This is a genomic window from Streptosporangium subroseum (assembly GCF_900188345.1).
Lineage (GTDB): Bacteria > Actinomycetota > Actinomycetes > Streptosporangiales > Streptosporangiaceae > Streptosporangium > Streptosporangium subroseum.
Genome location: NZ_FZOD01000011.1, coordinates 93,596 through 106,413 on the forward strand (window position 1 = coordinate 93,596; position 12,818 = coordinate 106,413).

Annotated in this window: 13 protein-coding genes; 7 read left to right on the top strand and 6 right to left on the bottom strand. The window is 68.5% G+C overall.

The window, feature by feature from the left end; genetic code table 11:
• Positions 1-30 precede the first annotated feature (30 nt).
• Positions 31-981, top strand: a complete 951-nt coding sequence (locus tag CHC08_RS14005) for a carbohydrate ABC transporter permease (protein WP_089207781.1) — start codon at positions 31-33, stop codon at positions 979-981.
• A gap of 39 nt (positions 982-1,020) precedes the next feature.
• Here CHC08_RS14005 and CHC08_RS14010 read toward each other — a convergent pair whose 3' ends face one another.
• The gene (locus CHC08_RS14010) at positions 1,021-1,728 is read right to left on the bottom strand and encodes a YflT domain-containing protein (RefSeq protein WP_089207694.1); all 708 of its coding nucleotides are present in this window, start codon (positions 1,726-1,728) and stop codon (positions 1,021-1,023) included.
• A gap of 230 nt (positions 1,729-1,958) precedes the next feature.
• Here CHC08_RS14010 and CHC08_RS49535 point away from each other — a divergent pair, with 230 nt between their 5' ends.
• Positions 1,959-2,108 (top strand): hypothetical protein, encoded by a 150-nt coding sequence (locus CHC08_RS49535; RefSeq protein WP_179282032.1) that lies wholly within the window; start codon positions 1,959-1,961, stop codon positions 2,106-2,108.
• Between the two features lie 37 nt (positions 2,109-2,145).
• Here CHC08_RS49535 and CHC08_RS14015 read toward each other — a convergent pair whose 3' ends face one another.
• Entirely contained in the window at positions 2,146-3,585 is a 1,440-nt protein-coding gene (locus tag CHC08_RS14015) for a GuaB1 family IMP dehydrogenase-related protein (RefSeq protein WP_089207695.1), read from the bottom strand.
• 137 nt (positions 3,586-3,722) lie between these two features.
• Between CHC08_RS14015 and CHC08_RS14020 the strand changes: the two genes are divergently transcribed.
• A complete protein-coding gene (locus CHC08_RS14020) occupies positions 3,723-4,190 on the top strand; it encodes a GyrI-like domain-containing protein (RefSeq protein WP_089207696.1) in 468 nt (155 codons plus the stop codon).
• Between the two features lie 77 nt (positions 4,191-4,267).
• Here the strand turns inward: CHC08_RS14020 and CHC08_RS14025 are convergent, their stop codons facing one another.
• From CHC08_RS14025 to CHC08_RS14040, 4 genes are all read right to left on the bottom strand, one after another.
• Positions 4,268-4,795 carry a hypothetical protein gene (locus CHC08_RS14025; RefSeq protein WP_143653213.1) on the bottom strand — a complete coding sequence of 176 codons (528 nt, stop codon included), beginning with the start codon at positions 4,793-4,795 and terminating at the stop codon, positions 4,268-4,270.
• Between the two features lie 189 nt (positions 4,796-4,984).
• The gene (locus CHC08_RS14030) at positions 4,985-5,524 is read right to left on the bottom strand and encodes a hypothetical protein (protein ID WP_089207698.1); all 540 of its coding nucleotides are present in this window, start codon (positions 5,522-5,524) and stop codon (positions 4,985-4,987) included.
• Positions 5,521-5,757 carry a helix-turn-helix transcriptional regulator gene (locus CHC08_RS14035; protein WP_089207699.1) on the bottom strand — a complete coding sequence of 79 codons (237 nt, stop codon included), beginning with the start codon at positions 5,755-5,757 and terminating at the stop codon, positions 5,521-5,523. The genes CHC08_RS14030 and CHC08_RS14035 overlap by 4 nt, the downstream gene beginning before the upstream one ends.
• 310 nt (positions 5,758-6,067) lie before the next feature.
• On the bottom strand, positions 6,068-7,201 hold the full coding sequence (locus tag CHC08_RS14040; protein WP_089207700.1) for a CaiB/BaiF CoA transferase family protein: 1,134 nt from the start codon (positions 7,199-7,201) through the stop codon (positions 6,068-6,070).
• A 202-nt stretch (positions 7,202-7,403) separates the two neighbouring features.
• On the opposite strand from CHC08_RS14040, the gene CHC08_RS50690 reads away from it, so the two are divergent.
• From CHC08_RS50690 to CHC08_RS14060, 4 genes are all read left to right on the top strand, one after another.
• Positions 7,404-9,047 carry a serine/threonine-protein kinase gene (locus CHC08_RS50690; RefSeq protein WP_089207701.1) on the top strand — a complete coding sequence of 548 codons (1,644 nt, stop codon included), beginning with the start codon at positions 7,404-7,406 and terminating at the stop codon, positions 9,045-9,047.
• Between the two features lies 1 nt (position 9,048).
• Positions 9,049-10,047, top strand: a complete 999-nt coding sequence (locus tag CHC08_RS14050; RefSeq protein ID WP_245878304.1) for an NAD(P)-dependent oxidoreductase — start codon at positions 9,049-9,051, stop codon at positions 10,045-10,047.
• Between the two features lie 108 nt (positions 10,048-10,155).
• On the top strand, positions 10,156-11,514 hold the full coding sequence (locus tag CHC08_RS14055; protein ID WP_089207702.1) for an FAD-binding oxidoreductase: 1,359 nt from the start codon (positions 10,156-10,158) through the stop codon (positions 11,512-11,514).
• Between the two features lie 13 nt (positions 11,515-11,527).
• Positions 11,528-12,787, top strand: coding sequence for a class I SAM-dependent methyltransferase (locus CHC08_RS14060; RefSeq protein WP_089207703.1), 1,260 nt, complete (start codon positions 11,528-11,530; stop codon positions 12,785-12,787).
• Positions 12,788-12,818 lie beyond the last annotated feature (31 nt).

The following is a 12,818-nucleotide window of genomic DNA, read 5'->3' on the forward strand; positions in this document are numbered from 1 at the left end:
TACGGGAACGTGGCCGACGAAGGAGGCAGCGTGACCACGTTGGCCCAGACCACGGCGCGGGCGAAGACCACGACGGCGCCGCAGCGTGTCCGGTGGCGTCTGAGCGGCAGGATCGCCAGCGCCGTCGCGATCGTCATCGCGGTCCTGTGGACCACCCCGACCTTCGGCCTGCTGCTGTCCTCGCTGCGTCCCGAGGACCAGATCAAGACCACCGGCTGGTGGACGTTCTTCGCCGATCCGCAGCTCACGCTGGAGAACTACCGGGAGGTGCTGTTCGGCACCTCCTCGTCCTCCGGTCAGATGATGAGCTTCCTGATCAACTCGGTCGTCATCACGGTCCCCTCGGTGCTCTTCCCGCTGGCCCTGGCCGCCTTCGCCGCCTACGCGCTGGCCTGGCTGCCGTTCCGTGGACGCGAGTGGATCTACATCGGCGTCTTCGCACTCCAGATCGTGCCACTGCAGATGTCGCTCGTCCCGCTGCTGTCCTTCTTCTCCCAGGGCGTGGAGATTTTCGGCCTCCAGCTGTCACCCGCCTGGAACCTGGAGGGGCCGGCCCGCTTCATCCAGGTCTGGTTCGCACACACCTGCTTCGCCCTGCCGCTGGGCATCTTCCTGCTGCACAACTTCATGTCCGAGCTTCCCGGCGAGCTCATGGAGGCGGCCAGGGTGGACGGCGCCAGCCACGGAGTGATCCTGCGCAAGATCGTCCTTCCGCTGGTCCTCCCCGCGCTGGCCACCTTCGCGATCTTCCAGTTCCTCTGGGTCTGGAACGACCTGCTGGTGGGCCTGATCTTCGCCGGCGGCACCCCCGACAGCGCTCCCATGACGGTACGGCTGGCGCAGATGGCCGGCACCCGCGGCAACGAGTGGCAGCGCCTGACCGCGGGCGCGTTCGTCTCGGTGATCATCCCGCTGACCGTCTTCCTGTCGATGCAGCGTTACTTCGTCCGAGGCCTGCTGGCGGGCAGCGTCAAGGGCTGAGCTCGGCGAGCCCGTGAAGGATCCGCCGCCCCCTCACGGTCAGGGGCTGTCGGACGTGGCCGGCTGTGCGGGAACGGCCTGCTCCGGCGTGATCGTCTGCGTCGGGGCGGGGCGTTCCGGTGTGATCCCCCGCTCGGGGGCGGGGAGGTCCGGAGCGGTTGGCTGCGAAGGGAAGGGGTGGTCTGGAGCGGTCGGCTGCGCGGCCGCGGGATCGTACGTTCCGGCGGACCGCGGGACCTCGACGACCACGGTGTCGGCGGGACCCGGGGTCCCGTCCAGGATGGCGCGGGCATGGTCGAGGTGCGAGGCCGCGACCAGCACGTCGTAGCGGCCGGCGACGATCGCGCTGCGCGAGGCGAAGTCGCGCTTGCCACCGGTGAACAGGTGGTTGATGAACCCGAACGCGGCGCCCATCACGGCGCCCCAGAGCGCCGCCCACAGCACGAGTACGACGAACGACAGCGTGGTCGAGGTGAACAGCCCGAGGAACATCCCCGCCACGGCGCCGAAGATCACGCCGCTGCCCGCTCCGGCGAGCGCGGACCGTCCGTTGGTCATCCTGCCGGTGACGGTCTCCTCGAGCTTCAGGTCGCTACCGACGATCGCCACGTTCTCGACGGGGAACCCCGCGTCCGAGAGGGTGTCCACGGTCCGCTGCGCGGCCAGATAGTTGTCGTAGCCGGACAGGACCCTACGGTCGACGACGACCTGCGCGTCCAGATTCGTGGGCATGTTTGCCATGTCCATGTGCCTCTCCAGGGTGGGTGATGGTCCGACTTGCGGACTACCCCCCGGAGGGGTGTCGATGCGCGGTCCCACCGTGGATCTGGCGTCGCGCGAAAATCTTGAAAGACAGTAAGAACAAAAGTGGACATTACGCGACAAATGGGATTGTCCACTGTTAAGGTTCTTACGAAATGGTGCCTGCGATGGATGTATAAGGGACATCAGGGGCCGGGCCCGCGAAGGAAGCTTGAATGATCGCATTCATCGTGGTGATCGAGGCAGTACTCGCGCTCATGGGGCTGATCGCCCTGTGCCGTCTCACCCGTTACCGGGCGAGACCGCTGTCCCCGGACGACCCTCGCGACCGCAGACGCGTGATGGAGCCCCCTTCCTGCGGGTGAGTGGGGACGACGGCGCCGGGCGCCGCCGCCCCCGAGGTCACCAGCTCTGGTGGAGCGGCAGACCCTCGGTGTAGCCGGACGAGCTCTGGATGCCGACCACCGCGCGCTCGTGGAACTCCTCCAGGTCGGAGGCGCCCGCGTAGGTGCAGGAGGAGCGCAGGCCGGCCACGATGGCGTCGATCTGGTCCTCGACGCTGGGCATGGCCGGGTCGAGATACATCCTGGAGGTGGAGATGCCCTCCTCGAACAGCGCCTTGCGGGCCCGGTCGAAGGGGGAGTCGTCAGCCGTGCGCAGCTTCACGGCGCGGGCCGAGGCCATGCCGAAGTTCTCCTTGTACTTGCGGCCGTCTGCGGCGGTGCGCGTGTCGCCGGGAGACTCGTAGGTGCCGGCGAACCAGGAGCCGATCATCACGTTGGCCGCGCCCGCGGCCAGGGCCAGGGCCACGTCGCGAGGATGGCGGACGCCGCCGTCGGCCCAGACGTGACGGCCGAGGCGGCGGGCCTCGGCGGAGCACTCCAGCACGGCGGAGAACTGCGGGCGGCCCACGCCGGTCATCATCCGGGTGGTGCACATGGCGCCGGGTCCGACGCCGACCTTGAGGATGTCCGCCCCGGCCTCGACGAGGTCGCGCACGCCGGCGGCGGTGACGACGTTGCCCGCCGCGATCGGCACGCCGGGATTGAGCGCGCGGACCGCCTTCAGGGCACTGATCATCTTCTCCTGGTGGCCGTGGGCGGTGTCCACGACCAGGCAGTCCACCCCGGCCTCGAGCACTTCCTCGGCCTTGGCCGCCACGTCGCCGTTGACGCCGACGGCGGCGGCGATGCGCAGCCTCCCGGAGGTGTCGAGCGCGGGCCTGTACAGCGTGGCCCGCAGCGCGCCGGTCCGGGTCAGGATGCCGACCAGGCGTCCGTCGTCGTCGACGACCGGGGCGAGCCGGTGCCGGCCCCCGTGAAGCCGGTCGAAGGCCTCGCGCGGGTCGAGCCCCGCAGGCAGGCTGAGCAGGTGGTCGGACATGACCTGGGAGAGCTGCGTGTACATGTCCACGCCGGAGCAGTCGCTCTCGGTGACCACGCCGATCGGGCGGTTGTCCCAGTCGACGATGACGACCGCGCCGTGGGAGCGCTTGGGCAGCAGGTTGAGCGCCTCACCGACGGTGTCGTGCGGGGTGAGCGTGAGTGGCGTGTCGTGGACCAGGTCGCGTTTCTTGACCCAGTCGACGACGTTCGCGACGACGTCGATCGGGATGTCCTGGGGGATCACGGCGATCCCGCCCCGCCGGGCGACGGTCTCGGCCATACGGCGTCCCGCGACCGCGGTCATGTTGGCGACGACGATGGGGATGGTGGTGCCGGTCCCGTCGTGGGTCGACAGGTCGACGGCGAGCCGCGAGTCGATCGAGGACAGCGAGGGGACCATGAACACGTCGCTGTAGGTCAGGTCGTAAGCCGGCGCCATCTCATTAAGAAACTTCACGTTCGCCCATCTTAACGGGTGAATAACCAAAACCGGATGTTCCTCGTCTGCGCTGCCCCGAAGGGGATCGACCTGGCCAGGGCGGGGACTAGGATCCGGTTTGCGTGAATTTAACGGTGTGGCCATGAGGAGTAGCTGTGATCGTTGTTGATCGGCCTGAAATGCTCGTCGTGGGCCATGCCGTACGGACCTCCAACGCCGACGAGATGGAGCAGGGCCGGGGACGGCTCGGCACGCTGTGGGCGCGGGCGGGTTCTCCGGGAGCCTTCGCGCACGTGCCCGGCCGAGTGGACGAGAACCTCTACGCCGTGCTGACCGACTACGAGAACGACCACCACGGTTCCTACACCCAGATCGTCGGGGTGGCCGTGCGCAGTGCCGCCGCGCTGCCCGAGGGCATGGTCGCGGTCCGGGTGTCCGGGGTGCCGTCGATGAAGCTGGAGGCCCGGGGGCAGATGCCGGACGCATTGCTCGACGCGTGGCAGCAGGTGTGGAAGCACACCGAGTCCGGAGGCACCCCGCCGCGTGCCTTCACCACCGACGTGGAGATCCATCACCGGGACGGCGTGGACCTCTACGTGGCGGTGTTCCCCTCGATGGGATGATCGGCGCTCCGGGGAGCTGATCGGGGCGATGCGCTGATCGTGATGGCGCGCTGCCCCGGACGGCATGCCGATCGGGATCAGTCCTCGTCGTCCGGCAGCGGGTCGGGCAACCGCCAGGCCGCCAGCAGCGACGGCAGGATCAGATGCGTCGCGATCATGGCGAACACGAGTACGGTGATCGCCGCCGAGGGGATCTGGACGACGAGCTCGCCCTTGGGCACCGCGAGCGAGAGCGACACACCGAGTGCGATGAGGACCCACATAGTTCCTCGACGGGCGTCGGCCTGGATCTTCTGGCGTTCACGGGACTGGCGTTCGTCAAGGTAGCGCTCGGCGAGGCCGACCGTGCCGCGGGTGGCCCCGATGAGCGCGCTGTAGAACACGACGTAGATCACCGATGCGATCCCCGCCAGGGCGAAGGTGATCCACATGGCGGTGACGCTCGGCGCGAGATAGAAACACACGATCGCGCTGGCCCAGATCATTCCGGCGGATGCGGCGCCCACGCCGGCGAGGATTCGACGGCTCCTACGGGTGGCGTACCAGGTGGGCGGAGGCCAGCTGCGATAGCGGTTTTCCAGCTGCTTGGGGGTTAGCTCGCTCACTGTTTCGCCTCACTGTCCAATCACGGGAACGGCTTCGAAGGGAAAACGACTTTCGCCGGCGTCTCGACGTACTCGGCGATGCGCGGGGGACGGGTTCGGACCACGCATCGCTGCGGGTCCTTCACCACCGGCGTGGAGGTCCGCCCCCGGGGGGATCTCCACGCCGGGATCCTGTTCTCGCCGCCCCGATCATTCGTCGTCCGGCGGCGGGTCGGGCAGCCGCCAGGCCGAGACGATCAGCGGCAGCACGAAGTGGGTCAGCGCCAGCGCGATCGACAGTTGGACGACCGTCGTCGTCGGCACGGAGGAGCCGGGACCGCCGCGGGCCAGGCCCGCCGCCAGTGCCACGGCGACGAGCGCGACGAGGATGCCCAGCATGATCCGGTGAGCGAGGGCGATGGCGCGCAGGCGCTCACCCACCTGACGCTCGTCGAGCCGGCGCTCCGCCAACTCGTTGACACCGCGAGTGGCGATGTTGAGCAGCGTGACGGCCGGCATGTAGATCACGAACATGACCGCGAGCAGGATGAGGCTGATACGGGCGGCGTCGTCGCTCGGGCCGATGCTCCAGGACACGGCGGCGTCGACCCACATGAGCCCCACCGCGAACGTGCCGGCCGCGGCGAGCATCCGCCGGCGGCCCCGGGTGGCGTACCAGCCGGGCAGGAGATCGTGCTCCATGGCCTTGGCCTGTGCCTGCTGCCAGCGCTCCGACAGGTTGCCCGTCACTTCGCCTCACTTCCCAGCCGTGGGAACGACCTCAACGAGAAAACGACTTCCACCGGTACTTCGAAGTACTCGGCGATGCGCAGGGCGAGATACAGGCTCGGGCTGTACTCGCCGCGCTCCAGGTAACCGATCGTCTGGTAGTGGACGCCCAGGGCGGCTGCCAGATCCTTGCGCGACACTCCGCGCTCGGCTCTCAGCATCGGGATCCGGTTGAATACGTCTTCCGCGGCCATGTCTGTAGTCTCCCAGCGCTCATGAGCCCTGGGCGGCGAGTCGGCGCTCGGCCGCGCCGTACTTCGTCCACGGCCCGCGAACATCTACCGCAGTACTCATGTTTATTAATGTAGTACATCTACTACATTATCTACAACCCCCATGACAAAGGGCGGTGTACCTGTGCCAGGTACACCGCCCTTGAGCTGCGAGAATCAGGCCGTGAGCACTCCCCGGACCATGAGGTCCAGGCCAGGCCCGGGCATCTTCCAGGCCCAGAGGGCCGGGGCGCGTGAGCGCTCTCGGACCGGGGATGGCGCGGGGATCAGGTCATGCGAGCACTCCCGCGGCGCGGAGCCTGGCGGCGGTCTCGTCGGACAGGCCCCAGGAGGACAGGTCCGCCAGCCGGGTGGCGGGTGAGAGATCCTGCTCGGGCGCGCCGAGCAGACGCGGTGAGGGGGCAGGCTGCCGTACGCCGCCGACCTCGACGAACGCGCCGCGGGCCTTGTTGTGCGGATGGTCGGCGGCCTCGTCCATCTCCAGCACGGGGGAGACGCACGCGTCCGTGCCGTCGAACACCGCCTCCCACTCGGCCCGGGTCCTGGACCTGAAGGCCTCGGCCAGCCGCTCGCGCAGTGCGGGCCACTGGGCGCTGTCGCCACGGTCGGGCAGGTCCGTGAGGCCCATGAGCGAGACCATCTCCGCCCAGAACTGCGGCTCCAGCGCGCCGACCGCCAGGAACTTGCCGTCGGAGGTCTCGTAGGTGTCGTACATCGGCGCGCCGGTGTCGAGCAGGTTCGTGCCGCGCGGGCCCCAGGCGCCGGTCTGGACGCCGTGGTAGAACATCGCGAACAGCGTCGAGGCCCCGTCCACCATGGCCGCGTCGATCACCCTGCCCTCGCCGGTCCGCTCCCGCTCCAGCAGCGCCAGCAGCACGCCGTACGCCAGCATGAGGCCGCCGCCGGCGAAGTCGCCCAGGATGTTGATCGGCGGGGTCGGCCTCTCGCCCTCGCGGCCCAGCATCGACAGGATGCCGGAGATCGCGATGTAGTCGATGTCGTGCCCGGCGGTGGGCGCCAGCGGGCCGTCCTGGCCCCAGCCGGTCATCCGCCCGTAGATCAGGCGGGGGTTGACCGCGTGCAGGTCGGCGGGGCCGATGCCGAGCCGCTCCGCGACCCCGGGCCGGAAGACCTCGATGATCACGTCGGCGCTTCTGACCAGTTCCTTGAGTGCGGCCACCCCATCGGGAGACTTCAGGTCGAGGCCGACCGTCCGTTTGCCCCGGTCCATCACGTCGGCGCGGGGTCTGTCCCCGGCCGCGGCGACGGTTTTGACACGCTCCACCCGCAACACCTCGGCGCCGTGGTCGGCGAGCATCATTCCGGCGAACGGCCCGGGGGCCAGGCCGGCGAGTTCGAGCACGCGAACTCCGGCCAGCGGGCCTTTTCTGGTCACGCGCTCCATCGACATCTCCTCGAGTGCGACTCCGACTCCGGTTCGGTACGGCGTACGCAGGCGGTCGCCTGGCGATCCGCGGTCCCTCCCCCACGGCCAAGTAGAACAACATTCGGCTTTCCCTGGCAAGACATCTGTCTTGAGGCCACGTGACGCTCAGGTGGTATGGGAAACTTGCGCCCTCTCTGAACGAGGTCTAGGGGTAATTGAGATGACATATCCGCACAGTGAACGGGTGGTCGCTGGGCGCTATCGATTGCTGCGAGAGCTTGGCCGAGGCGGCATGGGGGTGGTGTGGGAGGGATACGACACCCTCCTCAACCGCTCGGTCGCGGTCAAGGAGGTCCTGCTCCCGCCGCATCTCTCCCCGGCCGAGCACCAGCTTCAGCTGACTCGCACCTCGCGTGAGGCCAGGACCGCGGCCCGGCTCAATCACCGGGGCATCGTGGCGATCTACGACGTGGCGGAGCAGGACGACCGCCCGTGGATCATCATGGAGCTGGTCAGGGCCCGCGGGCTGGACGAGGTCGGGCAGCTGCCCGTACAGCAGGTCGCCGACATCGGCCGTCAGGTGCTGTCGGCCCTGCGGGCGGCGCACGAGGCGGGCATCCTGCACCGGGACGTCAAGCCCAGCAACATCCTTCTCGACGCCGAGGGCCGCGCCGTGCTCTCCGACTTCGGCATCGCCACCATCGAGGGTGACAGCTCCCTCACGCAGACCGGCATGGTGACGGGCTCGCCGAGCTTCCTGCCGCCGGAACGCGCGATGGGCGTCGAGGCGGGTCCCTGGTCCGACCTGTGGGCACTCGGCGCCACCCTTTACGCGGCCCTGGTGGGCCACGGTCCCTTCGAGCGCCGCGACGCCATCTCCACCCTCGGCGCCCTGCTCACCGAGGAGCCCGACTTCGGCCCGGTGCCTCCGGCGATGCGGGAGGTGCTCTCGGGCATGCTCCAGCGGGATCCCGCCCACCGGCTGACCGTCGATCAGGCCGACATGCTGCTGGCGCAGGCGAGCGGTGACCCGTCGGCGCCGGCTCGCCGTACCGGTGACTGGGAGAGACGGAGCGTCGGGAGCACCGGCGCCACCAGGGTTAACAGGGCTGACAGGACCACCGGCACGACGGCGAGCCCCGCCACCTCGGGGCACGGTCGCCGGCGGCCCCGGAGCCGGAGCCGGATCCCGCTGATCGTGGCGGCCGTGGTGGTCCTGGCGGTGGGAGGCGGGGCGGTGGCCATGGCGGTGTCGTCGCCGGAGTCGCAGCCCGTCGCGCAGACCGAACCGGCCACGGCCCCGTCCACCGCCGAGCCCGAGAAGACGAAGACGAAGAAGCCCAGTCCTTCTCCCACCCCCAAGCCCTCGAAGACCGTGGTCGCCGAATCCGGGCCGCAGCTGAAGGTGTGGCAGGCCAAGGCGCCGGAGAACTGGTCCATCCAGTATCCGGCCGACTGGACCGGCGACTGGGCTCCCACGGGCTACACCCAGTGGCTGCGTCCCGACGGAGCCGCGCACATGTCGGTGGAGGTGCTCGACGGCTCGCTCGACACCATGGAGTCGCTTCAGGCGGGGGTCAGGGACAACGTGGCGCGGTGGAGCGACATCCTGTCCGAGGACACGGCGCAGATCCCCCTGGCCTACGGCTCCGGGCTCCAGTGGGAGTTCACCTGGACGATGAAGGACAGCGGCGGGGCGCCGTGGGCCACCGCCGGGGTGACATATCACGAGAAGCAAAGGTTCATCGCGGTCGGCGATAAGATCATGGTGCTCAGCTGGACCACCCATGCCTCGGCGTGGACCGGACAGCAGGGCCTGATGAACCGCGTGTTCAACAGTTTCCACCCCCGCGGAGGCGAGTGACGTGTCCCTGGAAGCCGGCCCTGCCTGGAAGGTGGTCGCCCTACCCCCGCTTCCCGAGGAGGGGCTGAGAAGACTGCTCGGCCCGCTGGGCGAGCGGATCAGCCTGTCGGTGCCGGCCGCTCGCGATCGCGCTGCCCTGCTCGACGCCCTGGGTGAGGCCGAGATCGTGGTCGGCGACTGGACCGCCGAGCTCTCGCTGGACGCCGAGGCCGTCCACGCGGCTCCGCGCCTGGCGTTCGTGCAGCAGCCCTCGGTGGGCGTGGACGGCCACGACCTCGGCGCGCTGGCCGACGCGGGCGTGCCGCTGTCCAACGCGGGCGGTGTGAGCGCGATCGGGGTGGCGGAGTGGTGTCTCGCCGCCGCGCTCGCGTTGTCGAGACGGCTGCTCGACGCCGACGCCGCGGTCCGGGCGGGCCGCTGGCCGCAGCTGGACCTCGGGCCCAGAGAGCTGTACGGCTCGCGCGTGGGCGTCGTCGGGTTCGGCCCGATCGGGGAGACCTGCGCGCGGATGTTCGGCGGCTACGGGTGCGAGGTCTCCTACTGGAGCCGCACCCCACGCGAGGTGCCCTACGCCTACCGCGAACTCGACGAGCTGATCGCCGGCTCCGACGTGCTCGTCGTGGTGATCGCGCTGTCGGAGGAGACGAGGGGGCTGGTCGATCCGTCCCGGATGCCCGCGGGATCGTTGCTCGTCAACGCGGCGCGTGGGGCGGTGGTGAACTCGGCGGCGCTGCTGTCCGCCCTGAACTCCGGGCACCTGGGCGGTGCCGCGCTGGACGTGTTCGACAGCGAGCCGCTGCCGCCGGACGATCCGCTGCGCGACAGCCCCCGGCTGCTGCTCTCGCCACACGTGGCCGGAGTGACCCCGCAGTCCACCGGACGCATGATCCGCCTCGTGCTGGACAACCTGGAGGCCGCCGTGAACGGCCGCCCGGTGACGAACGTCGTCAACGGAGTGGATACGGTGGTCAGGCGCCACTCCCGAGTGACACGTCCGTAGAGTTTTCCCTTGTTTAACGCGCCCCGCCTGGTTCCGGAGAGATCCGAGTTATACCGTGCTAGGGGCGATCTTTCGATGAAGGTCATGGGGGTGATTACTGTGCAACAGATGACACAGATGTCGGCACACCGGCGGGCGGTGGACCAGATCAGAGAGTCCTACGCCGCCCTCCCCGCCGACGCGGTGCCTCGGCTGGCCAAGGCCACCACGAACCTGTTCCGGTTCAGGGAGGGTGCGAAGGCGGCGAAGCTGTCGGCCCGGGACCTGGACCAGGTCATTGAGGTCGACCCGATCACCATGACCGCCGAGGTCCAGGGCATGACGACCTACGAGCATCTGGTGGACGCCACGCTGGCGCACGGGCTCATGCCGTACGTCGTGCCGCAGCTGAAGACCATCACGCTGGGCGGTGCGGTGACGGGGCTGGGCATCGAGTCCAGCAGCTTCAGGGACGGCCTGCCGCACGAGTCGGTGGAGGAGTTGGAGATCCTCACCGGCGACGGCCGGATCGTCGTGGCCCGTGACGACAACGAGCACCGCGACCTGTTCCGCGCCTTTCCCAACTCCTACGGCACGCTGGGCTACGCGCTGCGGATCCGGATCAAGCTCAGGGCCGTGCAGCCGTACGTCCGGCTGAGCCACATCCCCTTCACCGACGCCGACAAGTGCATGATCGCCATGAAGGAGATCTGCGAGAGCGGCGAGCACGAGGGGGAGCGGGTCGACTTCGTGGACGGCACGTTCTTCGGCCCCGGCGAGCTCTACATCACCGTCGGGCGCTTCGCCGAGCGTGCCCCGTACCTGTCGGACTACACCGGCATGCGCATCTACTACCGGTCGATCCAGACCAGGGCTCGCGACTGGCTGACCGTCCGCGACTACCTGTGGCGCTGGGACACCGACTGGTTCTGGTGCTCGCGCGCCTTCGGCGTGCAGGGGGCGCTCGTGCGCTCGCTGATGCCGCGCAAGTGGATGCGCTCCGACGTCTATCGCAAGCTCGTCGGGCTCGACCACAAATACGGCGTGATCGCCCGAGTGGACCGCTGGCGTGGCCAGCCTCTGCAGGAGTCGGTCATCCAGGACATCGAGGTGCCCGTCGAGCGGGGCGCCGAGTTCCTGGAGTTCTTCCACGACAAGGTCGGCATGGCGCCGGTCTGGATGTGCCCGCTGAAGTCCAACGGCGAGTGGCCTCTCTACCCGCTGGAGCAGGGGCGGCTGTACGTGAACTTCGGTTTCTGGGGGATGGTCCCATTGCCCCGAGGCCAGTTCGACGGCTACTACAACCGCCTCATCGAGCACCAGGTGCACGAGCTGGACGGGCACAAGTCTCTATACTCCACTTCGTTCTATCCCCGGGACGAATTCTGGAAGTTTTATAACGGTAAGGCCTATTGGCCGGTCAAGCGGGCATACGACGGGGGTGGCCGGTTGCTCGACCTCTACGACAAGTGTGTACGGGGGCGCTAGGGAGGTTGTTTCTGTGATGCTCGCAGAAATCTTTGAGAAGGTCATGGGCCCTGAGGCGGACGTCCGCTTCATCGCCTACGACGGAAGCAAGGCTGGACCGGTCAGCTCGGACATCAGTATCGAGGTGAAGAGCCCCGTCGCCGTAGCCTACCTGGCACAGGCGCCGGGCGAGCTGGGACTTGCCAGGGCCTACGTGTCCGGGCACATCGACATCCACGGAGACGTCTACGCCCTGCTCTCCCGGATGTGGTCGCTCACCATGAACGACCTGCCGATGAGCCAGAAAGCGGCGGCGGTGCGCGCTCTCGGCGTACGGCCGCTGCTGAAGCGGGTGCCGCCGCCTCCGCAGGAGATGCGGCGCAGCATGCTGGCCAAGATGGGCAGCAGGCACGCCAAGCAGCGCGACGCCGAGGCCATCCACCATCACTACGACGTGTCCAACAAGTTCTACTCGTGGGTGCTGGGCCCCTCCATGGCCTACACCTGTGCGGTCTTCCCCAGCGAGCAGTCCACGCTGGAGGAGGCGCAGTACGCCAAGTTCGACCTGGTCGCCCGCAAGCTGGACCTGAAGCCCGGCATGCGGCTGCTGGACGTCGGCTGCGGCTGGGGCGGCATGGTCATCCACGCGGCCCGTGAGTACGGGGTGAAGGCCCTGGGCGTCACCCTCTCGCGCCAGCAGGCCGAGTGGGCCCAGAAGGCCATCGCCGAGGCGGGACTCGGCGAGCTTGCCGAGGTCCGCTACACGGACTACCGGGACGTCAAGGAGACCGACTTCGACGCCGTCAGCTCGATCGGACTGACCGAGCACATCGGCAAGGAGCAGCTGCCGTTCTACTTCAAGTTCCTCTACGACAAGCTCGTCCCGGGCGGGCGGCTGCTCAACCACTGCATCACCCGGCCGACGGGCACCGAGAAGACCATCAACACCAAGGGGTTCATCAACCGCTACGTCTTCCCCGACGGGGAGCTGGAGTCGGTGGGTTACCTCGTCCGTCAGATGGAGGATCTCGGTTTTGAGATCCGCCATGAGGAGAACCTGCGCGAGCACTACGCCGAGACCCTCCGTTACTGGTGCGCCAACCTCGACGAGCACTGGGACGAGGCGGTTGAGGAGGTCGGCGAAGGCAGGGCCAGGGTCTGGCGCCTCTACATGGCCGGCTGCGTGGTCGGCTTCGAACGTAACAAGATCCAGCTCCACCAGCTTCTCGGGGTGAAACTCGACTCCGAAGGCAAGGCTCACATGCCCCTCCGCCCCTCGCTCGACTGGCCCTGAAGCACAGTGCCCTGAAACATGGCGTTTTAAC